The organism is Kitasatospora sp. NPDC101801, assembly GCF_044766665.1.
GTDB lineage: Bacteria > Actinomycetota > Actinomycetes > Streptomycetales > Streptomycetaceae > Kitasatospora.
Genome location: NZ_JBIWML010000001.1, coordinates 285268 through 310390, shown reverse-complemented (window position 1 = coordinate 310390; position 25123 = coordinate 285268). Strand labels below are relative to the sequence as shown.

Sequence of the window (25123 nt, the reverse complement as noted above, 5' to 3'; positions counted from 1 at the left end):
GCGAGGAGTCAACGGTCCGGACAGCACTGGGCCGTCAGCGCCGGGGCGGGCCGGTGGTCCCGCGCAGGACCACCTCGACCGGCAGCTCGACGGTCCGCGGCTCGGCCGGCCCGAGCGCCAGCCGGACCGCCTCGGCGCCCAGCCGGGCCAGCGGCAGCCGGACGGTGCTCAGCGGCCGGCTCAGGTCCTCCGCCAGCGGGATGTCGTCGAACCCGGCCACCGAGACCTGCTCCGGCACCCGGACCCCCCGGGCCCGCAGCTCGGCCAGCGCGCCCACCCCGCAGACGTCCGAGAGGGCGAGCACCGCGGTCGGCCGGGCGCCGCCGGGAAGCGGACCGTCCAGCAGCTCCGCCATCGCCCGGCGGCCGCCCTCGCGGCTGAACTCGGCGTTCAGCACCGCCTGTTCGGGCAGTGCCACCCCCGCCTCGGCCAGCGCGTCCCGGACCCCGGCGAGCCGCTCGCCGGGCACCAGGAGCCGGGCCGGTCCGCCGATCACGGCGAACTCCCGGTGCCCGAGCGCGAGCAGGGCCCGGGTCAGCTCGGCCGCGCCGGACCGGTTGGCCGGGCGGACGGTGTGGTACCCGGGGCCGTGGTCGGTGACGGCCGCCACCGAGCCGCCGGTGGCCCGGTACTCGGCCAGGGCCGCGTCCAGCCGGGCGGCGGCCGTCGGGTCGGTCCAGCCCGACCCGGCCAGGATGACGGCGCGGACCCGTTGGGAGTGCAGCAGCCGGACGCCGCGCAGTTCGGTGGCCGGATCGCCGTCGGTGTTGACCACCAGCGGCAGCAGCCCGGCAGCCACCGCCGCATCGCAGGCGCCCCGGGCCAGGGCGGCGAAGTAGGGGTCCGCGATGTCGTGCAGCAGCACCCCGACGGTGGCGGTGGTGGAACGGGCCAGCGCCTGCGCGGGGGCGTTCGGCAGATAGCCGAGGTCGGCCGCGCAGGCCCGGACCCGCTCCGCCAGCTCCGGGCGGACCGTCCGGGCCGAACCGTTCAGCGCCCGGGAGGCGGTGGCCAGCGACACCCCCGCCGCCCGGGCCACGTCGCCCAGTGTCACGCCCACGTCCGACCCCGTTCAGCAGTCCAGCAGCGGCCCGGACCGGGCGGTCCGGGCCGCCAGGCTACCCGTTCACCAGGCGGACGGCGCCGGGGGTGCGACCACCGGCGGGCGGTCGTCGCAGGTGATCGTGTTGGGCAGCTCCCAGGGCGCCAGCCAGGCGCCGGTGGTGCCGCCGCCGTCGTTGCCGCCCAGATCGGCGAGGGCGAACTCGGAGCCCGCCGGGGTGAAGTGGAAGGTGCCGCAGTTGTTCACCCCGACCGCGCCGACGTTGCGGGCGTCCACGTTCTCGAAGGTCGCCGATCCGGCTGCCCGGGCGCTCAGCACGGAGGTGCCGGTGCCGTCGATCCTGAGGTCCTTGAAGTGCAGGTTGGTGATGGAGTACTGGTCCTTCACCGGCCAGTCGGCGACCAGCATCAGCGCGTTGTAGGTGTTGTCGAGGAAGGCGTTGCCGGTCACCCGGGTGTCGGCGGCGATGTCCCGCTCCAGCGCGTAGAACCAGAGCGCGCCGAGGCCGATCTTCCAGTTCAGCTCGTAAGTGCCGGAGCGGACCGTGGTGTTGTCGGTGATCCAGAGGTGCCCGGTGAACGGCTCGGCGCCGAACCGGGAGCCGACCTGGATCGCGCTGCCCTCCCGGACCGGGTCGGCGACCAGGTTGTTCGAGACGGTGTTGTCGGTGCCGCCGTACAGCGCGATGCCGTTGGCCAGCACGGGGGACTGCACGGTGTTGTGGTCGAAGGTGTTGCGCGCGTTGCCGGTCCGCTCCGACCACATGGCCAGGCCGTCGTCGCCGGTGTTCCGGACGAAGTTGTCCGCGACCAGTGAATCGGTCACGCCGGTGTGGAAGTTGAGGCCGTCGGCGATCTGGTCGGCGATCACGTTCCCGGTGACCCTGAGGTTGGTCATCGGGCCGTCGAACCAGAGGCCGACCTTGGTGTGGTGCAGGTACAGGCCGGAGACCGTCGAGTCGCTCAGCGCGCCGCCGATCGCGTTCACCTGGTCGGTGTCGATCCGCTCGCGGACGTCGCCCTCGACCGCGAAGTCGGCCAGGTGGACGTCGTGGCTGCCCCCGGCCGAGGCGTCCTTGCCGTAGAAGCCGACGCCGGTGTGCACCGAGCCGTCGGGTGCCGGAGCGGCCAGGTCGGTCTGACGGCCCTTCACCACGGTGTACCAACTGCCCGCGCCGACGATCGTCACGTCGTCGACCAGGATGTGCCGGTTCACCTGGTAGCTGCCCGGCGGCAGGTAGACCTTGAGGCCGACCCGGCGGGCGAAGGCGATCGCCCGGTCGATCGCGTCGGCCGAGTCCCGCCGACCGGTCGGGTCGGCACCGAACAACAGCACGTTGGCGGCAGCGAGTTCGACCTTGGGGGCGGCGACCAGCTGGGAGTCCAGCAGGTCGATCACGGTCCAGGCGGCGGCGCTCCCGGCCGGTACGGTGAGCCGGACCTTGTCGCCGGCCCGGTACTGCTTGCCGAGCAGCAGACGCTGCTCGTCGTAGAAGTGGTTCGGGCGGAACGGCGTGGCGACGGTCGGGGCCGGCGTGGTCGCGGCGGGGACGCAGGAGCACTCGGTGATCCACCAGTCCGGGTGCAGCAGACCGGCGTTCGGGTCGTTGGAGAACGGGTACTGGTTGTACAGCCAGGAGTACTGCGAGGTCAGCGTCATGGCCCGGCGGTCGCGGCCGTTCACCGTGACGTCCAGCGGGGCGGTGATGCCGCCGCCGTTCGGCGCGTCCGGGATGCTGTAGCGGACGGTGATCGCGTTCGCCGCGCTCGGCAGGGTGAACTCCACGTACTGACCGGGCGTCAGCCTGACCGCCTGTCGGCCGGAGGCCTCGGCCGGGAGGGTGTACGCGGTCCGGTCCGGGCCCAGCACGGTGCCGTCGGTGACGGCGTGCTCCGCCTCCTGCTCGGCGAAGTCGACCCGGGCGCCGCGCCCGCTGACCAGCGCCGGATCGAGACCGGCCCTGGTCAGCACCGGCGCGGCGGCCGGACCGGGGGTGGCGAACGCCGTGCCGCCCAGCACGGGGCTCAGGCCGATGACGGCGGCGGTCAGCGAGGCGACTGTTCTGGTGATGTTCCGTGACATCAGGTGCCTGTCTCTGGTGGGAGGTTGCGCGCCGGGAGCGCTCCGGGCGGCGCGGACGCCAGGAGGGTGAGGCGACAGTAAAGCCCTCGCACCGTTCACCACAAGGTTCTTGCAAGTGAGTGATGGAAATATGCGTAGCTGAGTCGGAGATTTGCGGAGTGGGCTACTCCGCCGTGACCACCGGCAGCTCGGAGGGCAGGCCCCACTCGCTCCACGAGCCGTCGTACACCGCGAGGTCGCGGTAGCCCGCCAGCTCGGCCCCGAGGGTCAGCACGCAGGCCGTGACGCCGGAGCCGCAGCTGAACAGCAGCCGCTCCCGATCGCCGACCAACTCGTGGAAGCGGGAGCGCAGTTCGGCGGGCGGCAGCATCCGCCCGGCCCGCTGGAGCTCGCCGAACGGCAGGTTGACCGCGCCGGGCATGTGCCCGCCGCGCAGCCCTTCCCGGGGCTCCGGGGCGCTGCCCGCGAACCGTTCGGCGGTCCGGGCGTCGAGCACCGCCGAGGTCCCGTCGGCGAGTGCGGCCAGCACGGTGGCGCTGTCGACGATCAGCCCGGGCCGGGGTGCGGCGGTGAAGTCGCCGGCCGTCACCGGGGCCGAGCCGGCGGCGGCCCGTGGCAGTCCGGCGGCCGTCCAGGCGGGCAGGCCGCCGTCCAGCACGGCGACCCGGTCGAAGCCCATCGCCCGGAACATCCACCAGGCCCGGGCGCTGGAGTAGACGCCCGCGCCGTCGTAGACCACCACGGTGCTGCGGGTGTCGACCCCGAGCGCGCGGACCTCGGCGGTGAAGTGCGCGGCGTCCGGCATGGTGTGCGGGCGGGGGTCGGTGTGGTCGGAGAGCGCACCGTCCAGGTCGAGGACCCGGGCTCCGGCGATCGGCAGCGGCTCGCCCCGGTGGGCGCCCACTCCGGCGTCCAGCACCACCAGGTCCGGGTGGTCCAGTCGTTCGGCCAGCCAGTGGACGTCGACCAGGGGGCCGGGCAGGGCCAGCGGACTCATCACGTACTCCTTCGGGATCGACGCGACGTCAGCCGGTGGACGCCGCACCTCCCGATTGTGGATCATCCCCCGGCGAGGCCAGCGCTCCGGACGCCGAGGTGGGTCCGGTGGTGGGCCGGCCGGTCGATCTCGTCCAGCACCGCCACCGCCAGGTCGGGATAGGAGATCCGGTCCCCGGCAGCGGCCGGGGCGAAGACGTAGCCGCCGGTCCGGCCGCCCTGGTGGTCGAAGTCGCCGGAGGGGCTGAGCACCAGCCAGTCCAGCGGGTCGGGCGCGGTGCGCAGCACCTCGGTGCCGGTGGCGTGCGCGAGGTAGAACTCGCGGTACTCCTGCGGGTAGCCGGGAGCGTCCATCAGCAGGACGCCCGAGGCGGTCGGGAGGACCGAGGCCAGGCCGACCGAGAGCAGCCGGGGCACCCCGGCCAGGGTGAGCCCCTCGATCAGGGCGGCCGAAGCGGTGGCGAAGAAGTCGGGCACCGGGGCGTACGCCGCGACCACCGCCGCGTCGTGACCGGCGGCCAACCGGGCCACCACGGCCGGGTCGGTCACGTCCCCGGCGGTCAGGGCGCCGTCGGCGGCCGCCGACGGGTGGGCAGCGGGGTCGCGGACCACGGCGGTGACCCGGTGACCCCGCAGGCGCGCCTCGGCGGTGATCGCGCGCCCGGCCCGGCCGGCCGCGCCGAAGACGATGATGCTGCTCATGGGGGAGTCCTTCCGTCCGGGGCCGCCCGGTCGGCGACCCGTCGGGAACGCTAGCCCGGAGCCTGGTTACCTCCGGGGTACCAGGCGGGGGCAGGCCGTAGGCTCGGCCCGTGCGAGAGCCACTTGACCCAGAGATGTTCGACCCGGTCTGCCCGTCCGATCTGTCGCCGATCCGGTTCGGCGACAAATGGGGTGGCATGATCATCCGCTGTCTGGAGGACGGTCCGCGGCGGTTCTCCGAGCTGCGGGTGCCGCTGCGCGGGATCACCGCCAAGGTGCTGACCAGTTCGCTGCGGGTGCTGGAGCGCGACGGGTTGGTCGTCCGGACCGAGCGGCCCGGCCAACTGCGCTGGGTGGAGTACGAGCTGACGCCGGTCGGGCGCAGCCTGCTGGGTCCGATGGACGTCGCCTGCGCGTGGACCCGGGCGCACTGGGACGAACTGCTCGACGCCCGCGAGGCGGCCACCGGGGCGCTCTCCGAAGCGGGGTGAACCTGGTCGGGTCACGAACAACACGTTTGGAGTTCGTCAGCGGAGTGTTCGGTGCGCTGACCTCCGGAAACCTCCGGCTGAGCGCGCGTCGGGCCCGGCGGTGCGCAGCGGGAATCGGCCCGATCGGGCAGGCGGAACGATGGTCGGGGTGCCCTTGCGGGCATTCTTCCGGGGTGCCGAATCGGTGCTCACCAGGTGGGTTTTACCAGGTCAGTGGTACATCTGACGGGCCGTCGGGGACGGGGATCCGTCCCGATGGGGCGGTCACGAAGTGTCCTCCCGGGCACTCCTCGCGGACTCCCGACAAATTCGCTCTCCGGCTGCTTACGGTTCGTTGCAGACGGGCCGTGACCGCGGCCCGACCGATACCGGAGGTCTCAGTAATGCGACGTACCATCACCAAGTTCGCCAGCATCGCGGCCGTTTCGATGTTCGCGCTGACGCTCGCGCAGCCCGCCCAGGCGGTGCAGAACACGGGTGCCGGCACCACGGCCGCCTCGGCGTACTTCGAGTTCACCGACGGCACGGACACCTTCGTCTTCAAGCTCACCGACTCCGCGAAGATCCAGCAGGCCCGGAACATCCTGAGCGGCGTGGAGACCGAGACCGTGGGCGTGATGGGGAAGGTCGTCAAGACCCCGGCCTTCTACAACACGCCGTGGAAGTACCAGCTCGCCCCGAACTCGGTGTCGTTCTTCGGCATGGCGGTGGAGGTCTGTGACGCCAGCATCTCGTACGTCAACAACCACCTGAGCGAGGTCGGCGGCGCGCTGCTGCCCGGCTCGACCTGGTGCCCGTGGCAGTCCAAGCTGACCCGTGAGATCACCGCGCCGTAAGGCCCGCGTCCCGGCGGTGCGCGAGCGCTCCGCCAGGACGACCCGCCGGGGTCGGTGAGCGGACCCCCGGTCGCTCACCGGCCCTCCGGCTGTCGGTCGCCCGGGGCGACCAGGCGGCGGCGAGCGCGGCGTACTACGACGTCCGGCTGAAGCCCGGGGCGTACGTCCAGGCGTACGTCGACGCGGTCCGGGCGGCCGAACCCGGGCGCTACCCCGGGGTGGTGGACGACGGGAACCTGGCCGCCGACACGGTGGTGGGCTTCTCCTCGGTCTTCACCGTGCTGCTCACCGTGGTGGCCGCGCTGGGGGTGTTCAACACCGTGCTGCTGAACACCCGGGAGCGCCGCCGCGACCTGGGCATGCTCAAGTCGATCGGGATGACGCCGCGTCAGGTCACGGTGATGTTCGTGACCTCGATGGCGGTGCTCGGCCTGCTGGCCGGACTGGTCGGCATCCCGCTCGGGATGGTCGCGCACCGGGTGCTGGTGGACAACGTCGGGCGGTGGACTTCCCGGCCGCGATGGAGGAGGTCTGGCACCTGCCGGAACTCGCGCTGCTGGGCCTGGCGGGAGTGGTGATCGCGGTGCTCGGCGCGTACCTCCCGGCCCGGTCGGCGGGGCGGGTGACGATCGCGAAGGTGCTGCACACGGAGTAGCACCCGGCTCGGTGGAGCCCGGGCGGGGCGCGCGGTCAGTGACGCGCGCCCTGCCCGGACGGTCAGCGCCCGGGGATCCGGCGGCGGGGGCGGCGGAGCACCAGCAGCAGCGAGCCGACCACCAGCACGGCGTCCAGGGCGAGCAGCGCCACGTTCAACGGGCCCTCGAAGCCGTGGTCGTGGCCCGGGGTGGACTCGCTCTGGGCGAGCGGGGCGCTGTCGGGCGGCCCGACGCTGAAGGCGGTCACGCCGGACACCTCGCCGCCGCCGGTCAGGGTGAGGCGGTAGGTGGTCAGGTAGCTGCCGGGGCCGGTGATCCGGACCGGGGCCACCACCCGGCGGCCGTCCACCCGGGCCGGGCCCCGGTTGACCTCGGGGCCGCCCTCGGCGGCCACCCGGAGGAAGACCGACTCGATGCCCCGGTCACCGCCGAAGGTCAGGGCGACCTCACCCGGCGCCACCTGGACCGCCGTGCCGTCGCCGGGGCTGGCGGCGGTGAGCCGGACCGGCTCCGCCGAGCTCACCCAGGCCAGCGTGAGCAGCACCAGGAGGAGCGTTCCGAGGCCGGCCGCCATCCGGAACTGGAAGGCCCGCACCGGTCCGCCGGACCGGTGCGGGCCCCCCGGAACCACCGTCACGCGGCGACCGGCTCGCGCTCGGCGGGATGGCAGCTGCAGCTGGACTCGGCGGCCTCGGCGGCGTTCGGCCGCAGGTGCAGGTACATCGCGATCACCATCGGCAGGAACACCACGGTGTTGTAGAACAGGTGCAACTCGACTCGGGGGAAGACCAGTTGCAGCACGCTGGTGGCCACCGGCCTCCCGAACAGGAAGTGCCCGCTCTGCGCCTGGACGAACAGCAGCAGGTGCTCGATGTGGTGCCAGAACTGGATCACCAGCGCCGCCGTCCACCACCCCTTGGCCCGGCCGACGAAGCCCCGGCGGAGGGTGAACAGGCCGATCAGCATGATCAGGGCGTAGCCGTAGTGCATCCACTCGGAGGTGACCAGCCAGGGGTAGGCCAGCCCGAGCATGCCCTTGGACTTGGGCACCGGCCAGTCGAGCACCCAGATCTGGTACGCCTGGGTGAGGTGTTCGGCCCAGTGGGCGATCACGATGAACAGGAAGACGTTGAGCGAGGCGCGGTGGTGCGGCCCGTTCAACCGGTCCAGAAGTCCTCCGGTGCGGGCGGGGACGGCGGGTCTGAGCAGCTCGGTCATGGGACCTCCGGTGGAGCGGTGCGAGGGATGCTCCCGCGTCGGGGCACCAGACTGCCCAGGTCGGTCCACCGGAAACTTCTTCCAGAGTGCGCAAAGGTCCGTCGGACCCGCCATTGACAGGCCGAAGGTCCGTACCCGGAGGGGTACGGACCTTCGGTGCCACCGCGACGGGGGGTCAGGAACCCTGGCCGAGCCGGTCCCGAAGGGCCGTCAACTCCTGGGCCTGCTCGGTCAGTCCGGCCCGCTTGCAGCGCTGGATGCCGTCGGCCAGCCGGGCCAGCGCGGCGTCCGTACGGCCGAGTGCGCGCCCCTCGACCAGCGCGGCCAGCCGGACCGCCTCGGCGCCCGGTGCCTCACCGTCGACGCCGCCCGCCCGGTAGCCGGCGATCGCCAGCTGGGCCGCGGCCAGCGCCGGTTCGCCCTGGTCGGCCATCGCGTTCACCCGGGCCCGCTCGTAGTGCAGGGCGGCGTCCAGCTGCCAGTACGGCAGTTCCTCGCCGGCCGCACCGGCCTGCTCGCGGACCCGCTCGGCCTCGGCCAGCCGCGCCAGCGCGGCGGGCAGCCCGGCCAGGCCCTCGGCCGCCACCGTGAGCCGGGCGAACTCGCGCAGCACGGCCAGCACCTGTTCGGTCCGGGGCGCCTCCCGGTGCGAGGCGAGGGTGCGCTCCAGCGCGGTGCCGGCCGCCTCCCAGAGGCCGCCCTCGGCCAGCGCGACGGTCGCCTCGGCGGCGACCATGGTGTGGGTGTCCTGGTCCTCCCAGCCGACCACCGCGTCGGCCAGGCCGAGGTACTCCTCGGCCGACGCGCGGTACTCGCCCAGCCCGAACAGCCCACGGGCCAGGTCGAGTCGCACCTGCGCCCGCAGCCGCTCGTCCAGCTCGGCCGCGTCCGGCGCGAGCAGTACCGACTCCAGCACGGCGACCGCGTCCGGCACCCGGCCGCTCTCCCGGAGCGCCTCGGCCAGCTGGAGCCGGACCTGGGCGGCCTCGGCGCCGTCCTCGGCCCGGTCGAACCTGGCGGCGGCCTCGGAGAGCGCCCGGACGGCGCCGCCGGTGTCCCCGAGGTGCTTGCAGGCATGCCCGAGCAGCGCGTACGTCGGCCCGAACGGGAAGGAGGTCTCGCCCCAGCGGACCGCCTCGGCGAGCGCCCGGTGCAGCAGCGGGACGCCCTCGGCCGGCTCGCCGCGGAGGAAGTCCAACTGGGCCAGCTGGACCAGCATCCGCGGTGCCAGCCACGGGAGTTCGGCCTCCTCGATCAGCGCGAGGGCCTGCCGCAGCTCGGTCCCGGCGGCGTCGGTCAGCCCCTGCCGGGCCTGCGCGTCGCCGGCGTACTGGTGCGAGGTCGCCACCCGGCGGAGGTTGCCGTGCTCGGTGCTCTCCCGCCGGTAGCGGGCCACGGCGGTGTCGAACCGGCCGGTGAGCTCCGGGCCGGGTTCGGCCTGAGCGGTGGTCAACTCCCGGTGTGCGGCCAGCGCGTGGCACTGCAGGACGGTCAGGTGGTCCTCGGCCGGGGCGGTCGGGTCGGCGGCGCGCAGCGCCTCGCTGTCGGCGAGCACCGCATCCAGTGCGGCCCAGTCGGCCGACCAGTCGTCCTCGCTCAGACGCAGCACCAGCAGCCGGGCCCGGGTGGCCAGCACCGCGGCGGCCAGCCCGGCCGCCGCGAACCGGGCCTGGGCGGTGGTGATCTCGGCCTCCGCCAGTGCCAGGTCGTCCACCTCGGAGGCGTCGAAGGCGCGCTGCATCGCCACCTCGGCCGCCAGCCGGTCCGGGCTGCCGACCTCGGGGTCCTCGACGTGCAGGTAGCCGTCGGCGGTGATCAGCTCACCTACCCGGCGCCACAGCAGGTCGCAGTCGGGGTGCCCGGTGCGGCGCAGCGCCCGGGCCCGCAGCACCAGGCCGCGGAGGTCCTCGGGGATCGGCTCGGCCGCCGGCCGGTCGGCCGGGACGGCCCGCTCCGGGGCCCGCACGGCGGCGGCCCGGACGCCGAGGGCCAGCGGCTCGGCGAGCAGCGGGCGCCGGGCCAGCCGCTCCCGCCGCCGGGCGCCGACCGCGCCGGTGCCGTTGCGGGCGTCGAAGCGGCCGGCCAACTCCGTTGCCTCGGAACGGACCTGGGCCAGCAGAGTGGCCACCGTCCAGTTCGTCCCGGGCGGGCCGCTGACCGGGAGCTCCGGATGGCCGCGCTCGGCCAGCCCGGCCGTCAGCAGCTCGACCCCGGTCAGGAACTCCAGCCGGGCCAGCGGGTCGCCGTGGCCGGCGAACAGGTCGCGGTTCTCCGCCAGGATCTCCAGGCCGCGCGCCTCGTTGCCGGAGAGCGCGCAGAACTCCAGGTGCAGGCCGATCTGTTCGGCGGTGCTGGACTTCCCCCGGGCGAACCGGTAGCCGACCAGGTGGCCGGAGACCGCCTCCTCGGTGCGGCCCTGACGCAGCAGTGGCAGCAGCGCGTGCGCGTGACTGGTGTACGGCTCCTCGGCGCAGCTGCGGCGGCCGTCGAAGACCGGCTGCCAGACCTCCAGCGCCCGGGCGTCGTCCCCGCGGCGCACGTGGTGCCGCGCCTGGGCCCGGATCTCGCAGGCCGGGCAGTCGCTGAACGCGGTCCGGCCGCGCCCGGCCCACAGCTCGAAGTCCTCCGGGCGGTCCTCCCCGAGGTGCGCCGCGAGGTGGAACCGCTGGGCGTAGTACGGCTGGAGCTCGTGCCCGGCGGTCAGGTAGCGGTCGCGCAGCTCGGTGTGCCAGCGCCGGACGGCCGCCAACGGCACGTCGGGGACGCTCAGCAGGGCGGCGGCCACCCACTTGAAGCGCCAGAAGACCTGCCGGGTGGCCCACTCGTCGAAGTCCGCCGGGTTCTTGTCCCAGAGCTGCAGGATCCGGGCGAAGACCACCGGCGACTTGCGCTGCTCGCCGTCGTACTCGTACGCCTCCATCAGGTCGAGCAGCGCGGCGACCAGCAGCGGGGCGTCGTCGAACTGCTCGGCCGCCGCCACGAGTTCCTCGGCGGTGACGGTGCGGGGCCGCCCGTACGGCTGGGCGTCGTTGGCCCGCAGGGCCTCCAGCACGGCATCCTGGGTGTCCGGCATTACGACTCCTTCTGCGGCTCGGCCGACTCGTGGCCGAGCATGGCGTGGTCGAGCAGGCTGATGAACGACCGGTTGAGCAGCGCGCTCTCGCTGGCGCGCAGCGGGCGGCGGGTGAGCAGCACGGCCTGCCCGTACAGTGCCTCGACTGCGGTCACCACCAGGTCCCGGTGGCCGATCGAGGCGGCCCGCCGGACCAGCGGGTTGAGGTGGTTCAGCACCAGCTGGGCGCGGGGCACCTCGGCCCGCAGTGAGCCGAGGATGTCCGCCCACAACCCGTCGGCGTCGTCGGCCAGTTGGGCCCGGGTGCGCTCGTGCCTGGCCTCCCGGTTGTCCAGCAGCAGGGCCGGGGCGCTGGCCGGGTGGAAGCTGCGCAGCGCGACGTCGCAGTCGAACCGGCCGACCACCTCGCGGGCGATCGCCAGGAAGGCGGCGGCGGCCAGTTCGGCCTCCGGGGCGACGGTGTCCAGGTGCGCGGTCACCGTGCCCGGGTCCAGGTCGGCCACCGAGCTGCCGGGCCGGATCTCCGGCAGCCGGTGCACCAGGTCGCGGTCGTAGGTGTAGCCGCCGTTGACCACGCCGAGCCCGGCCGCACCGGCGATCGGGGCGACCTGGCGGAACTCCTCGACCGTGCGGGCCACCAGGATCACCGGGTGGGAGCGGGCGAACTCGTCCAGCGTGACGTTGCCGTCGGTGGTCTCGAACGGGAGCCAGGGCAGCAGCATCCGGAGCAGCTCGTCGTCGTGCCTGGCCAGCGACTTGACGGCCAGGTGGTGGACGCTGATGAAGCGGTGCAGCAGCGCGGGGTCACTGGCGGACAGGCCGGTCAGCCAGTCCCGGATCCGGGCACCGAGCGCGTCCCGGACGGCGGCCAGCGTCTCGTCGGCGTACAGGCCCTCGCGGGAGGCGGTCGGCCGCAGGCTGTCGGCGTCCACCACGCAGCGGACGAAGAAGGCCCAGTCCGGCAGCAGTTCGTCCGCCTGGTCGGAGACCAGCATGCCCTTGAGGTGCACCCGGTGGCCGGCCCGGCGGGACGGCGGCACGGCGTCCGGCAGCACGTACGCCACGCCGCGCAGGCCGACCAGCGGCAGGTCGAGCTCGATGGTGTCCAGCGGGGTGAAGTCGAAGGTGGCGCGGCAGTACGCGGTCAGCGCGTCCCGGCGGGCCGGCGGGGAGCCGTGCCGGTCGGCCCACGGCGCGGCGACGTTGACCACGGTGGCGGTGCCCCGGCCGTCGATCACGGTGACCTGACGGCGCAGCAGGCTGCCGTAGTGGCGGGCGAGTTCGAGCACCTTGCCGGATGCGGTCCACTCGGCGGTGTCCGCGCGCGGGACCAGCGTGACGGTGGTGCCCGGCTCCGGCTTGGCCGAGGAGGGCAGGGTGGTGATGGTGTACCGGCCGTCCGAGCTGCCGCGCCACTCGATCACCGGGGCGTCCGGGGCGGCGGCGGAGCGGGTCAGCACGGTGATCTCGTCGGCCACCACGAAGCAGGCCAGCAGGCCGATCCCGAACTGGCCGATGAAGTCCCCGCGGACGGAGGCCAGCCCGGCCCCGTCCAGCCGACCGTCGGCGTCCCGCTTGGAGCTGCGGCCGATGGTGGCCAGGAAGGTGTGCACGTCGGCTTCGGTCAGGCCGACCCCGGTGTCGGTGACCGAGAGACTGCCGTCGGCCACCACGGTGATGGTGGCGGGGGAGGCGGGGTCGAGCGCCTGGCGGGCGGAGATCGCGTCCACCGCGTTCTGCAGCAGCTCGCGCAGGTAGACCCGGGGGCTGGAGTAGAGGTGGTGCGAGAGCAGGTCCACCAGGCCGCGCAGGTCCACCTGGAAGGTGTGAGCGGCCGTGGGGCTTTCGGAAGGGGACACCGGTGCTGGCTCTTTCGGTCGGCTGGGCTGGTGTGCGGGGAGGTCGGGCCTACTTGGCGCAGCGCTCCCGGAGCGCGGTGAACGTCTTGGCGGGGTCGTCGCCGCTCAGGTAGTGCCAGGGTGACTCGGTGACCGTGGGGCCGATGGCCTCGAACAGCTGTCGGGCGGTCCACTTCTCGCCGACCAGGGCGAACACCATGGCGAAGGTGTTGTAGGCGGACTGCCAGCCGGCCGGCCGGACGTAGTCGGGGTGCAGGATCGAGCGGCCGAGTGCCTCGTGCAGCTCCGCCAGCACGTCGGGGCTGGTCAGGTAGGAGTGGTCGGCACCGGAGGGCAGGTCGAGCCAGCGCTCCAGGTGGCCGAGCACGACCAGCTCGCCGAGCGGGCTGCCGGGCGGCGCGGCCAGCATCGACTCCCGGGCGAACGCGTGCATCTGCTGGTGCGAGCCGCCCCACTTGGCGCAGAGCTGCTGGAGTCGCTGTCGGTGCGAGTCCAGGTGCCCGGGGCAGCGGCGGAGCGCCGCCTCGAAGCGGATCCGGCCGGCCTCCTTGTCCAGGGACGCGCCCCGGCCGCTGATCTGCAGGAAGTACCAGGGCGCCAGCCAGTCCGGCTCCCGCTCGGCCACCTCGAACAGCTGCTGCTCGGCGACCTCAAGCCGCTCGCCGAACACCCGCCACTGCTCCTGGGAGACGTGCTGGGACCGGGCGCGGGTCCTGGCCTCCCAGGCCCAGGAGATCTGCCGGGCGCCGGAGAGCAGCAGTGGCAGCGCCGAGTCGGGCCGGTCGGCGACCGCCTTGGCGAGCCCCTCCTCGGTACCGGCGACGTTCGACACCCCCGCCACCAGCCAGGTCAGCTCGGACGGGTCCTCGACCGCGGCGAGACCGGCGCACAGGGCGGGCCAGTCGCCGGCCTCGGCCTGGCGGAGCATCAGGGCCAGCGTCTCGTTGCCGCAGGCCGGATCGACCGCGGGCGGCACGCTCCGGTCGCGCGACCTCCGCCGGAAAAACGTCATGGTACGGCCCTCTCACCTGTGTTCGCGGACTCCACCGGGCAGCCCGGAGGACGCTCTCGCAAGGAGTGCCTATCGCCCCGGGTGCTGTGTGTTCAACGGATTATCACTGGTCGGGCCGACGGTCGGTCCGGCGGGAGCCGGTCCCGGGCGGGGTGGTCGCAACGATTGGTGCCGGTACGTCCCAGGATCGGACGTACCGGCACCAGTCGGCCGGGGAGCGGACTCAGCCGATCTTCGGCGAACCCCCGCGCAGCAGGCTCCGGGCCGGCAGCAGGACGGCCGCCGCGCCCGCCAGCCCGACCGCTCCGACGATCCCCGCGCAGAGCAGCGGGCTGACCGCGAGGCCGGCCATTCCGGTCACCGCCCCGCCGAAGGTCAGCAGGGTGGCCGCCGCGACCAGCGCCCCGACCACGGTGCCGGTGCCGACCACCACGGCGGTCTCCATCCGCAGCATCCGGAGCAGTTGACGGCGGGTCGCCCCGATCAGCCGGAGCAGCGAGAGCTCGCGGCGCCGGGAGGCGGTGGAGACGGCCAGCGTGGTGACCACGCCGATCATGATGAACCCGGCGATCGCCCCCGAGGCGATCAGGCCGACCAGGCCGCCCTGCCTGGCCCGCTCGGTGAGCGCGTCACCGTAGGCCGGGGTCGAAGTGGTGCGCACCCCGGGGAAGGCGTCGGTGACCGGCCGGAGGTCGGCGTGGCCGCCGACCAGCAGGTAGTCGTCCAGCCCGGCGTCGGTGCTGTGCGCGGCGACCTCGGCGCGCGGCAGCAGCACGCTGCCGAAGCCCAGGCTGCTGCCGTAGACGGCGACCACCTCGGGGTGGATCTCGGTGCCGTCGCCGAGCCAGAGCGAGGTGGTCCCGCCGACCTCGGTGCCCCCGGCCACGTCGGCGCCGAGCGCGACGGTGTTCGGCCGGGCCAGCCCGGCCAGCGATCCCGACCGCACCTCGGGGTCGACGGTGGCCGTACTGCCTTCGAGGCCCTGGGCGGGCAGCGACTGGAGCTGACCCCCCACCACCTTGACGACGGTGGTCCGCTTCACCGCCGTCACCTGGTCCTGACCCGCCGTCTGCAGGGCGGTCCGGTACGCCCGGTGCGGGATGCCGGGCCCGTCCGAGACCAGCACCTGGTCGGCGCGCAGCCCGGCGGTGGCCTGGATCCGGGTGGAGTTCACCACCGAGGTCTGGACGAACAGCTGGGTGGCGCCGAAGGAGACCGCCAGCGCGATCGGGGTGATCACCGCGGCCATCCGGACCGCCGCCGCCCTGGCCCCGTCCGAGGCCAGCCGGCCGGAGACCGGGGAGAGCCGCCGCAGCGGCAGACTGAGCAGCCGGATCCCGCCCCGGGCGATCCACGGCCCGAGCAGTGCGGTGGCCCAGATCAGCGACATCACCAGACCGCTCATCGCGGCCACCGCGGCCTGCCCGCCGATGGTGAACGCCGTCCCGGCCAGGGCCAGGCCCAGCACCAGGAACACCAGCCCGGTGACCATCCGCCAGCGCGGCAGGCGGGTCGGTTCGGTGGCGGCCTCGCCGAGCGCCTCGACCGGACGGATCCGGGAGACCCGTCGCGCCGCCAGCCAGGCCGCACCGACCGCGGCGAGCACCGTCACCAGCAGCGCGCCGAGCACCGGGAGCGGTCCCGGCGTCAGGGCCAGCTCCGGCGGCAGCCCGCCCTGACTCGTCATCAGCCGGTGCAGCAGCGCGCCGCTGCCCAGCGACAGTGCCCCGCCGACGGCGGCGGCGGGCAGCGCGACCTTCAGCGTGCCGCGGACGATCAGCCGGCGGACCTGACGGGGCGTCGCCCCGACGGCACGCAGCACGGCGAGCTCCCGGACCCGGTCCCGGACCGACATCTCCAGCAGCGAGGTCACCACCAGCAGCATCACCATCAGGGCGGTGCCGCCGATGGCGGCGCAGATCCCGATCAGGTCGGCCCGCGCGGCGGGCACGGCGGGGTGCTCCACGTCGCCCCGGGCCGTCCCGGTGGCCACCACCCGGTCGGGGGCGGCCTGCCGCAGCGCCGCCACCGAGGTGTCGGGACCGCCGAGCACCACCAGCGCGTCGGCGCCGGCGGGGTGTCCGCTGAGCGCGGCGGCGTACGGCTGGGCGAAGTAGACGTCCGTGCCGCCGGCCAGCAGGCCGGAGACGGTGAACGGCTGCGGGCCGCCGTCGGTCCGCAGCGGGACGACGGCGCCGACGGTGGCCCCGCTGGAGGCGGGCAGGACCACCTGGCGGTCGCCCACCGGTGCGCGTCCCGCGCCCAGCGGGGTGCCGGTCAGCGCGGCGGACTCCCAGCCGTGGCCGGTCAGTTGACGTCCCAGGCCGTCGACCACCGGCACCGAGACGTCCTTGACCACGGCGGTCACGCCGGGCACCGCCCGGAGCCTGGCCGCCTCGGCCGCGGCGTCGGGGATCCGGGCCCGCTCGGTCAGCGGGCGGCTCTCGGTCTGCTTCGACTCCCCGCTGCCGGTGGTGTGCGAGACGCTCTGCGACCGGGCCACCACGGCCACCGCCCCGGCGTACCGGTCGAGTTGGCCGTGCGCCCGGAGCCCGGACTCCAGCAGGACCCCGAACGAGCCGACCAGCATGGCCGCGAACATCAGCGCTGCCGCCACCCCGGCGGCGATCCCGCGCCTCACAGCGTGTCCCAGCGGTTCAGCACGGCCTCGGCGGTGGGGCTGACCATCTCGTCGACGATCCGGCCCCCGCCCAGGAAGACCACGCTGTCGGCCCAGGCCGCGGCGGCCGGGTCGTGGGTGACCAGCACGATGGTCTGCCCGGTCTGGTCGACCGCCTCGCGCAGCAGCCGCAGCACGTGCCCGGCCGAGCGGGGGTCGAGGGCGGCGGTGGGCTCGTCCGCGAAGATGATCTCCGGCCGGGTGACCAGTGCCCGGGCCACGGCCACCCGCTGCTGCTGCCCGCCGGACAGCTCGGACGGCTTGTGGCGCAACCGGTCCGCCATGCCGACCCGGTGCACCACCTCCTCCAGCCAGCGCTCGTCGGCCTTCCGGCCACCGAGGAAGAGCGGCAGGACGATGTTGCGCCGGACGTCCATCGACGGCACCAGGTTGTAGCCCTGGAAGACGAAGCCGATCCGCTCCCGGCGCACCCGGGTCAGCTCGGCCTCCTTCAGCCCCGCCAGGTCGATGTCACCCAGCCGGACGGTGCCCCTGGTCGGCCGGTCCAGGCCGGAGGCGCAGTGCAGGAAGGTGCTCTTCCCGGACCCGGACTGCCCCATGATCGCGGTGAAGCTGCCCCGGCGGAATCCCCAGCTCACCCCGTCCAGTGCGGAGACCTTGCCGTAGTCCTTGCCGACCTGGTCCATCGACACGGCGAACGGTGTCGCCTGGATCGTCGTCGTTTGCATTGCTGTCCAGCTCCTCGCAGTTCACCGCTCTTCGGCTCGCTACCGAACGTAGTCAGCGGCAGGGGGTCGGGGCAGCGGGACAGGCCCCCCGATCCGTGGTGTAGCGCGCTCCACCACGGGGGTGGGGACGACCCCCGTGACGTGCGGCTTTGTCCTGCCGTACGGTTACGGACCATGGAGCTGAAGGCAGCGGTACGTCGGACGCGGCAGGCGACGGTCTATCTGGCCGAGGGCCTGCTCACCGCGGTTCCCGCGCTGGGCGGCTACGTTCTGCTGCCGCTGGTGCTGCTCACCATGTTCGGCCTGCCGGTGCTGCCGGTCGCGGTCCGGCCGCTGCGGTGGCTGACCGGCCGGGAGCGGCGGCGGGCCGAGCGGGTGCTCGGGCGGCCGGTGCCGGGCGACTACCCGCCGCTCGACGGCGACCTGATGTACCGGGCCGGACGGCTGGTCCGGGAGTCCGGCACCTGGCGGGACGTCGCCTGGATGCTGGTGCACGGCCTGACCGGGATCGTGGCCGGCACGCTGGCCGTGGGGCTCTGCCTGAGCATCGTGGTCGCGGTCACCGTGCCGCTGTGGTGGTGGGCGGCCCCGCCCGGCGCCGTCGAGGTGCTCGGCGTCCCGGTCACCGACTGGCCGCGGGCGGTGGGGCTGACGGTGGCCCAGGTGCTGGTCTGCGGCGCGCTGCTGTACTGGCTGGCCCCGCTCGGCGCGCGCCTGCAGGCCGGGCTGGCCGCCGCCCTGCTGTCCACCTCGAAGGCCGACGCCGGCCGCCGGATCGAGGAGCTGACCGTCTCCCGAGCCGAGGCGCTGGAGGCGCACGGCGCCGAGCTGCGCCGGATCGAGCGGGACCTGCACGACGGGACGCAGGCCCAACTCGTCGCGGTGGCCCTCCGGTTGGGCCTGGCCGACCGGGTGTTCGAGCAGGACCCGGCCGCGTCCAGGAAGCTGTTCCTGGACGCCCGCACCGGTGTCGAGGAGGCGCTCACCCAGCTCCGTACGGTGATCCGGGGCATCCACCCGCCGATCCTGTCCGACCGGGGGCTGAACGGAGCGATCCGCTCGCTCGCGGCGGGCCGCCCGATCCCGGTCGCGCTGGACCTGCCCGACCTGCCCCGGCGCCCGCCCGCCGCGGTCGAGGCGGCCGCCTACTTCGTGGTCGCCGAGGCGCTCACCAACATCTCCCGGCACAGCGGCGCGACCCGGGCGGAGGTGTCGCTCCGTCAGGTCGGGCGCAGCCTGCACCTCACGGTCCGGGACGACGGGCGCGGCGGGGCCGACCCCGGCGCCGGCAGCGGCCTGGCCGGAGTGCGGCGGCGGGTCGCCGCGCTGGACGGCACGACCAGGATCGAGAGCCCCGTCGGGGCCGGAACGACACTTGAGGTGGTACTGCCGTGCGGATCGTGATGGCCGAGGACAACGTCCTGCTCCGGGAGGGGCTGATCCTGCTGCTCGAGACGGTCGGCCACCAGGTGGTCGCGGTGGTCGGCAGCGGCCCCGAGGTGCTGCCCGCGCTGCTGGAGCACCGGCCCGACGTGGCGGTGCTGGACGTCCGGCTGCCGCCCCGCTTCCGGGACGAGGGCCTGCGGGCGGCGATCGAGGCCCGCCGGGTGCTGCCCGGGCTGCCGGTGCTGGTGCTCTCCCAGTACGTCGAGGAGAGCTACGCCGCCGAGCTGCTGGCACAGGGCGTGGCGGGCGTCGGCTACCTGCTCAAGGACCGGGTGAGCCGGGTGGAGGAGTTCCGCGAGGCGCTGGAGCGGGTGGCGGCGGGCGGCACCGCGCTGGACCCCGAGGTGATCTCCCAGCTGATGAGCCGTCACGACCCGCTGGACACGCTGACCCAGCGCGAGCGCGAGGTGCTCGGCCTGATGGCGCAGGGCCTGGACAACCCGACCATCGCGGGCGCGCTGTTCATCACCGAACGCTCGGTCAGCAAGCACATCGGCAACATCTTCCTCAAGCTCGACCTGCCGCAGAGCGACAGCGGGCACCGCCGGGTGCTGGCGGTGCTGGCCTACCTCAAGGCCTGACCCCCGGGGCGGTCAGGGCAGGGTGGCGGCCCCCGCGCGCAGGAAGGCCATCGCGGTGTCGATGTTCGCCTCCTGCGGGTGGTGGCAGAGCTCGCTGACCATGGCCGCCGCCGCTGCGGCGGCCATCCGGGGGCCGAAGGCGTCGGGGGCGTCGCCCCGTTCCTCGGCGAGCATCCGGGCGCCCTCCTGGATGGTCTCGGCCAGCCGGAGGTTCCCGGTCGCGCCGAGTTGGGGGTTGGCGTCGAGCATCCGGTCGGTGAGGTCGTCGAGGTCGCTGCGGTCGGCCAGCTCGTGGCGCAGCCAGTGCTCCAGCGCGTCCAGGATGGTCCAGCCCTCGGGCCGCTCCCGCAGCGCGGCCGCCAAGCGGTCGGCGAAGGACTCGAACCGGGACAGCGCCAGCTCCAGCTTGGACGGGAAGTACAGCGTGACCGTCCGGGGCGACACCTCGGCCGCCTCGGCGATGTCGGCGATCGTGGTCGCCTCGAACCCCCGGTCGGCGAACAGCTCGTACGCCGCCCGGACGATCGCCTCCCGGCGCCGGGCCTTGCTGCGCTCCCGCAGGCCGTCAGTGGTCATGGCCACACTTTACCAGCGACCGCTAAATTACATCGGACTGTAAATATGCCTTAGAGTGCAGTGAGTGCGATGGTGGCCTGTGTGGGGCGCCCGCTGGGACGAGAGGGGCATCGACATGGCGTCACGCCTGTACGCATGGGCACGCTGGGTGATCCGGCGACGGGGCCGGGTGGTCGCCGTCTGGCTGCTGCTGCTCGCCGTGGTCGGCGGCCTCGGGGTCACCCTGCACGGCAAGCCGAGCACCGCGTTCTCGGTGCCCGGCATCGAGTCGCAGCAGGCCCAGGAACTGCTGGAGGCCCAGTTCCCGGCAGCGGCGGGCGGGGTGGCCCGGGTGGTGTTCGCGGCCCCCGAGGGCGGCGGCCTGAACGGGCCCGCGACCGGTCCTGCGATCGCCGCCGGACTGCGGACCGCCGGTCAACTGCCGGGCGTGGTGGCCGTGTCCGACCCGGCGCACGGCGGGGCGATATCGGCGGACGGGCGGATCGGCTACGCCGACGTCCGGTTCGGCGTGGCGGCCGACGAGGTGCCGCAGACCACCAAGGACGCCCTCGACCGAGCGATGGGCCCGGCCCGGGACGCCGGGCTCCAGGTCGAGTTCGGCGGATCGGCGATGCAGCCGAAGACCGAGGTCGGCGGTCCGGCCGAGGTGGTCGGCGTGGTGCTGGCCTTCGTCGTGCTGGCGCTCGCGCTCGGCTCGCTGGTGGCGGCCGGACTCCCGCTGCTGACCGCCGCCGTCGGTGTGCTGATCGGTGTGCTGGGCGTCCAGTTCGTCTCGCGCTTCGTGGAGATGACCAACACCGCCACCGTGCTCGCCCTGATGATCGGGCTGGCGGTGGGCATCGACTACGCGCTGTTCATCATCTCCCGCCACCGGGAGCAACTCGCCGACCCGGATGCCGACCTGGACGACTCGATCGCCCGGGCGGTGGCCACCGCGGGCAGTTCGGTGGTGTTCGCCGGCGCGACCGTGATCATCGCGCTGGCCGCGCTCGCGGTCACCGGCATCCCGTTCCTGACCGTGATGGGCCTGGCCGCCGCCGGCACCGTGCTGCTCGCGGTGCTGATCGCCGTCAGCCTGGTGCCCGCCGCGCTGAGTCTGCTCGGTGAACGGCTGCGGCCCCGCCCCCGGACCCGCCGGCCCCGGACTCCCCGCCCCTGGACCCGTCGGCCGGGACCCGGCCGGGCGGCCGGCACCTGGAGTCCGGCCTGGGCCAGGACCGTGACCAAGCGGCCGCTGGTGGTCCTGCTGGTCGGCGTGGTCGGCCTGCTCGCCCTCGCGCTGCCCGCCCGCGACCTGCGCCTCGGGCTGCCGAGCTACGCCTCCCAGCCCGCCGACAGCACCCAGCACCGCAGCTACGACCTGCTGACCGACGGTTTCGGCCCCGGCTTCAACGCCACGCTGGCCGCCGTGGTCGACACCGGCGGCCTCACCGCTGACCAACGGACCGCCACGCTCGGCGAGTTGGGCCGGATGCTGGCCGCCGACCCCGGGGTGGCCGCGGTCGCCCCGCCGGTCGCCAACCCGGCCGGCAACCTCGCCGTGATCGCGGTGGTGCCCAGGACCGGCCCCGACGCGCAGGCCACCACCGACCTGGTGCACCGCCTGCGGGAGAACGCGCCCGCCGTCGACCGGGCCGGCGGCACGCTCTACATCGCCGGTGCCACCGCCGCCGCCATCGACGTGTCCAACAAGCTCTCCGACGCGCTGCCGCTGTTCGTCGCCATCATCGTGATCCTGGCGCTGATCCTGCTGACGGTCGCGTTCCGTTCGCTGCTGGTCCCGGTCAAGGCCGCGCTCGGCTTCCTGCTCTCGATCGCCGCCTCCCTGGGCGTCACGGTCTGGGTATTCCAGCAGGGCCACCTGAACGGCCTGCTCGACATCCCCTCGGCCGGACCGGTCACCGCCTTCCTGCCTGTGCTGCTGATCGGCGTGCTGTTCGGGCTTGCGATGGACTACGAGGTCTTCCTGGTCAGCCGGATGCGCGAGCACCACGAGCACGCCGGGGACGCGGCGGCCGCCATCGTGCACGGTGTGGCCCGGAGCGGGCGGGTGGTCTCCGCCGCCGCCCTGATCATGGTCGCGGTCTTCGGCGGCTTCGTCTTCAACCACGACCCGATCATCAAGTCGATCGGCTTCGCACTCGCCTTCGGCGTGCTGATCGACGCCTTCGTGGTCCGGATGGCCCTGGTGCCCGCCGCGATGGCACTGCTCGGCCGCCGCGCCTGGTGGCTGCCGCGCCGGCTCGACCGGCTGGTGCCGGACGTCGACATCGAGGGCGCGCAGCTCCCGGCCGCACCCACGGCTCCGGGGCAGTCGAGGGACCGGATCCCGGTGAGCTGACCTGCGGGTTCCGGCTTCCGGCTCGGATATTCTGACCGGATGAGTGAGAACCTGCCCGCCTGCCCGACGTGCTCCGGGGAGTACACCTACGAGATGGACGGCCTGATGGTCTGTCCGGAGTGCGGCCACGAGTGGACCCCGGGCGGGGGCGCCGCCGAGGCGGCCGAGCGGGTGGTGAAGGACGCGGTCGGCAACGTCCTCGCCGACGGCGACACGGTGACCGTGGTCAAGGCGCTCAAGGTCAAGGGCAGCCCGTCGGGGATCAAGGCGGGCACCAAGGTCCGCAACATCCGCCTGGTCGACGGGGTGGACGGCCACGACATCGACTGCAAGGTGGACGGCTTCGGCGCGATGCAGCTGAAGTCGAGCGTGGTCAAGAAGATCTGACGGACCGTCAGTGGCGAGCACCGGCCGACCCGCCCCACAGCGGGTCGGCCGGTGACGCCGGTCAGGTGGCCTCGGGGCCCACGTCGGCCGGGGTGAGCGGGCGGCGGAGCGGGGCGAGGGTGCTGTACTCGTCGGCCCCGACGTCGCGGCTGCCGCCGCGCGGGTGGCCGTCCAGGTCCTGGGTGACCGCCGGGGTGGTCAGGGTCGCCGCGTTGATCGCGGGGCTGCCGGCCGACAGGCGGTACACCCCGTCCGGGTCGGCCCGCAGTCGCGGGTCCACCCGGCGGTAGCCGCCGGCGGGTGCGTTGCCGTCGGCCGCCGCGCCCCACAGGATGTTGCCCTGCCACCGGAAGCCGGTGGTCTCCGCCATCGCGACCAGGGTGCCGGTGCCGGCCGAGAGGATGTTGTCGGCGACCACCACGCCCCGGGGCGGGTGGCTCCTGGTCTCGCCGGAGAGCGTCCGGGCGTTGCCGACCAGGGTGTTGTACGCGATCACCGCGCGGTCGCAGGCGTCGTGGCCCCGCCGCTCCGCGGTGCTCTCGCCGTCGTGGTGGTCGCGGGTGGTGCCGCTGCCGATCACCAGGGCGCGGCCGGACAGACCGGCCAGCAGGTTGTTCAGCACCAGGTGGTCGTTGCCGTAGAGCCGCAGGCCGTCGACGCCGCCGAGCAGGTGGTTGCCCTCCACCGTGGTGCCGTTGCCGTGCCGCAGCACGATCCCGCCCCGGCTGTCCCGGACGGTGTTGTAGCGCACGGTGTTGCCCGAGGACTTCACCGAGACCGCCTCGGGATCCCCGTCGCAGCGCTCGAACAGGTTGTACTCCACCAGCGCGTCGGCGGCGGAGAGCGCCCGGTTGCTGACGCCGAGTCGGATGGACTCACCGCCGTTGGCGCCCGGGTAGCGGTGGTCGTGGAAGTGGTTCCGGATGATCTGGGTGCGCTGTGCGACGGCGGTCGAGCCGGGGCCGTCGACCACCAGGAAGATGCCCTCGGTGCTCCGGTCGTGGAACCGGTTCCGGTCGATCTTGACGTCGTCGCCCCGCACGATCACCCAGTCGAGCCCGCGGACGTCGGCTAGCCGGAAGTCGTTCCGGGTCAGCCGGATGCGCCGGCAGTCCGCCGGGATCTCCAGGGTGGTGCGCTGCCGGAAGGCGAAGCCGCTGACCGTGATGTCGGCACAGTCGCCGAACACGAAACTGCGCTCGCCCTGCAGCACCACCCCGCCCCGGGACTGCGCGAGGATGGTGATCGGCGCGTCGGCGGTGCCGTTCCGGCCGGTCACCCGGATGCCGCCCGACGGGACGGTGTACGTGCCGTCGGCCAGCACGATGCGGTCACCGGGGACCGCCCGGTCGATGGCCTGCTGGAGCGCGCTCAGCGAGCCGACCGGCGCCGGGTCCGCCGCCGAGGCGGTGAGCGGTACGGCGGTGGCCACCGCGCCGAGCAGCGTGCCGGTGATGAACGTACGTCGTCGCACAGCGCCTCCTGGGTCGATCCGGCCGGGACCGACGTCCGTCCGTCCACCGAGCATTCCAACAGAGCGGCCGACCACGCGGAAGGCGGTGCCGGGGCACCGTACGCTGCCCGATCGGGCAGCTGACCGGGGGTCAGGCCGTGCGGAGCGGGTTGAGGGGTGGGCGGACCGTACTGGGCTGCCGTTCCAGTCCGAGTGGATGCCTGGCCGTCCCTGTGCGGACCACCTTGTCCGGGGCCCGGCTGATGGCCGGGAGGCAGGCGAGGGGGAGGGTCTAAGGTGATCTCTTGTGGCTGACCGTCGAACCTTGATCATGGAAGCGGCCGCGCGGGTGATCGCCCGGCGCGGTGTCCGAGGGCTGCGCGTGGAGGAGCTGGCCGCCGAGGCGAGTGTGTCCACCGCGTTGATCTACTACCACTTCAAGGACCGCGCGGGGATCCTCCGGTCGACCTTGGAGTTCATCAACGACCGCGCCGAGCGCTACACCACGACCCGGGCGGCGGACTCGCCGCCGCTGGACGCCAGGGGCGAGCTGGAGCAGACGCTGCTGCTGGAGTTCCAGGACATCCCCGAGGTGCGGGAGAACAGCACCGCGTGGGGCGAACTGCGGGCGAGCGCGGTGTTCGACCCCGAGCTCCGGGAGGACGTGGCCCGGGCCACCCTGGTGTGGGTGCAGGAGGTGGCGGACCTGCTCGGCAAGGTCCGGCCGATGAACGGTGCGGCCGCCCTGGCCGCCTCCGCCGAGCGGCTGACCGCGCTGGTGGAGGGGCTGAGCGTCCGTTGGCTCAGCGGCAGTCTGCCGGTGGACCACGCGCGCGAGCTGATGGCCGGCGCGATCGAGGGCGAGCTGGAGCGGCTGCGCGGCTGACCGCCGCTGACCGTCGGAGCCCCGGACCGGAGCGGTCCGGGGCTTCGTCTGTCCAGGCGCTGAATCTTGACTGAAATTTCAGTCAGTGCGAGAGTG

Annotated in this window: 21 protein-coding genes; 8 read left to right on the top strand and 13 right to left on the bottom strand. The window is 73.9% G+C overall.

The genetic code is table 11. The features are described 5' to 3' along the window. Positions 1-34 precede the first annotated feature (34 nt). The 4 genes from ACIRPK_RS01350 to ACIRPK_RS01335 form a co-directional block, all read right to left on the bottom strand. On the bottom strand, positions 35-1060 hold the full coding sequence (locus tag ACIRPK_RS01350) for a LacI family DNA-binding transcriptional regulator (RefSeq protein WP_403031257.1): 1026 nt from the start codon (positions 1058-1060) through the stop codon (positions 35-37). Between the two features lie 66 nt (positions 1061-1126). Then, the gene (locus ACIRPK_RS01345; RefSeq protein WP_403031254.1) at positions 1127-3145 is read right to left on the bottom strand and encodes a glycosyl hydrolase family 28-related protein; all 2019 of its coding nucleotides are present in this window, start codon (positions 3143-3145) and stop codon (positions 1127-1129) included. Between the two features lie 163 nt (positions 3146-3308). Further along, a complete protein-coding gene (locus tag ACIRPK_RS01340; RefSeq protein WP_403031251.1) occupies positions 3309-4142 on the bottom strand; it encodes a sulfurtransferase in 834 nt (277 codons plus the stop codon). Positions 4143-4204: 62 nt separating this feature from the next. Next, a complete protein-coding gene (locus ACIRPK_RS01335) occupies positions 4205-4843 on the bottom strand; it encodes an NAD(P)-dependent oxidoreductase (RefSeq protein ID WP_403031248.1) in 639 nt (212 codons plus the stop codon). Positions 4844-4953: 110 nt separating this feature from the next. Between ACIRPK_RS01335 and ACIRPK_RS01330 the strand changes: the two genes are divergently transcribed. The 3 genes from ACIRPK_RS01330 to ACIRPK_RS01320 all read left to right on the top strand — a co-directional run bounded on the left by ACIRPK_RS01330 (position 4954) and on the right by ACIRPK_RS01320 (position 6748). After that, positions 4954-5334 carry a winged helix-turn-helix transcriptional regulator gene (locus ACIRPK_RS01330; protein ID WP_403031245.1) on the top strand — a complete coding sequence of 127 codons (381 nt, stop codon included), beginning with the start codon at positions 4954-4956 and terminating at the stop codon, positions 5332-5334. A gap of 383 nt (positions 5335-5717) precedes the next feature. Further along, the gene (locus tag ACIRPK_RS01325) at positions 5718-6170 is read left to right on the top strand and encodes a calmodulin-binding protein (RefSeq protein ID WP_403031243.1); all 453 of its coding nucleotides are present in this window, start codon (positions 5718-5720) and stop codon (positions 6168-6170) included. Between the two features lie 221 nt (positions 6171-6391). Further along, entirely contained in the window at positions 6392-6748 is a 357-nt protein-coding gene (locus ACIRPK_RS01320) for an ABC transporter permease (RefSeq protein ID WP_403031241.1), read from the top strand. 139 nt (positions 6749-6887) lie between these two features. Here ACIRPK_RS01320 and ACIRPK_RS01315 read toward each other — a convergent pair whose 3' ends face one another. From ACIRPK_RS01315 to ACIRPK_RS01285, 7 genes are all read right to left on the bottom strand, one after another. Further along, a complete protein-coding gene (locus tag ACIRPK_RS01315; RefSeq protein WP_403031239.1) occupies positions 6888-7463 on the bottom strand; it encodes a copper resistance protein CopC in 576 nt (191 codons plus the stop codon). Beyond that, a complete protein-coding gene (locus ACIRPK_RS01310; RefSeq protein ID WP_403031236.1) occupies positions 7460-8044 on the bottom strand; it encodes a hypothetical protein in 585 nt (194 codons plus the stop codon). Before ACIRPK_RS01310 ends, ACIRPK_RS01315 begins: the two co-directional genes overlap by 4 nt. A 175-nt stretch (positions 8045-8219) precedes the next feature. Beyond that, positions 8220-11117: a hypothetical protein gene (locus tag ACIRPK_RS01305; RefSeq protein WP_403031234.1), complete on the bottom strand. Its 2898-nt coding sequence runs from the start codon at positions 11115-11117 to the stop codon at positions 8220-8222. Further along, entirely contained in the window at positions 11117-12976 is a 1860-nt protein-coding gene (locus ACIRPK_RS01300; RefSeq protein ID WP_403031231.1) for an HSP90 family protein, read from the bottom strand. Before ACIRPK_RS01300 ends, ACIRPK_RS01305 begins: the two co-directional genes overlap by 1 nt. A gap of 49 nt (positions 12977-13025) precedes the next feature. Continuing rightward, entirely contained in the window at positions 13026-13988 is a 963-nt protein-coding gene (locus ACIRPK_RS01295) for a hypothetical protein (RefSeq protein WP_403031228.1), read from the bottom strand. Positions 13989-14211: 223 nt separating this feature from the next. Then, positions 14212-16629 carry an ABC transporter permease gene (locus ACIRPK_RS01290; RefSeq protein WP_403031226.1) on the bottom strand — a complete coding sequence of 806 codons (2418 nt, stop codon included), beginning with the start codon at positions 16627-16629 and terminating at the stop codon, positions 14212-14214. Next, a complete protein-coding gene (locus ACIRPK_RS01285; RefSeq protein ID WP_403031223.1) occupies positions 16626-17357 on the bottom strand; it encodes an ABC transporter ATP-binding protein in 732 nt (243 codons plus the stop codon). Before ACIRPK_RS01285 ends, ACIRPK_RS01290 begins: the two co-directional genes overlap by 4 nt. Positions 17358-17531: 174 nt before the next feature. On the opposite strand from ACIRPK_RS01285, the gene ACIRPK_RS01280 reads away from it, so the two are divergent. After that, positions 17532-18761, top strand: coding sequence for a sensor histidine kinase (locus ACIRPK_RS01280; RefSeq protein WP_403031220.1), 1230 nt, complete (start codon positions 17532-17534; stop codon positions 18759-18761). After that, complete coding sequence (locus ACIRPK_RS01275; protein WP_403031218.1) at positions 18749-19384, top strand: LuxR C-terminal-related transcriptional regulator; 636 nt, start codon at positions 18749-18751, stop codon at positions 19382-19384. Before ACIRPK_RS01280 ends, ACIRPK_RS01275 begins: the two co-directional genes overlap by 13 nt. A 12-nt stretch (positions 19385-19396) precedes the next feature. On the opposite strand, the gene ACIRPK_RS01270 is transcribed toward ACIRPK_RS01275, so the two are convergent. After that, positions 19397-19960, bottom strand: a complete 564-nt coding sequence (locus ACIRPK_RS01270) for a TetR/AcrR family transcriptional regulator (protein WP_403031215.1) — start codon at positions 19958-19960, stop codon at positions 19397-19399. A 115-nt stretch (positions 19961-20075) separates the two neighbouring features. Here ACIRPK_RS01270 and ACIRPK_RS01265 point away from each other — a divergent pair, with 115 nt between their 5' ends. Both ACIRPK_RS01265 and ACIRPK_RS01260 read left to right on the top strand, forming a co-directional pair. Continuing rightward, positions 20076-22301 (top strand): MMPL family transporter, encoded by a 2226-nt coding sequence (locus tag ACIRPK_RS01265; RefSeq protein ID WP_403031213.1) that lies wholly within the window; start codon positions 20076-20078, stop codon positions 22299-22301. A gap of 39 nt (positions 22302-22340) precedes the next feature. Beyond that, on the top strand, positions 22341-22688 hold the full coding sequence (locus tag ACIRPK_RS01260; protein ID WP_403031211.1) for a zinc ribbon domain-containing protein YjdM: 348 nt from the start codon (positions 22341-22343) through the stop codon (positions 22686-22688). 61 nt (positions 22689-22749) lie between these two features. Here ACIRPK_RS01260 and ACIRPK_RS01255 read toward each other — a convergent pair whose 3' ends face one another. After that, complete coding sequence (locus ACIRPK_RS01255; protein WP_403031208.1) at positions 22750-24162, bottom strand: chondroitinase-B domain-containing protein; 1413 nt, start codon at positions 24160-24162, stop codon at positions 22750-22752. A gap of 310 nt (positions 24163-24472) precedes the next feature. On the opposite strand from ACIRPK_RS01255, the gene ACIRPK_RS01250 reads away from it, so the two are divergent. Beyond that, on the top strand, positions 24473-25027 hold the full coding sequence (locus ACIRPK_RS01250; RefSeq protein WP_403032686.1) for a TetR/AcrR family transcriptional regulator: 555 nt from the start codon (positions 24473-24475) through the stop codon (positions 25025-25027). The last annotated feature ends 96 nt before the right edge of the window (positions 25028-25123 follow it).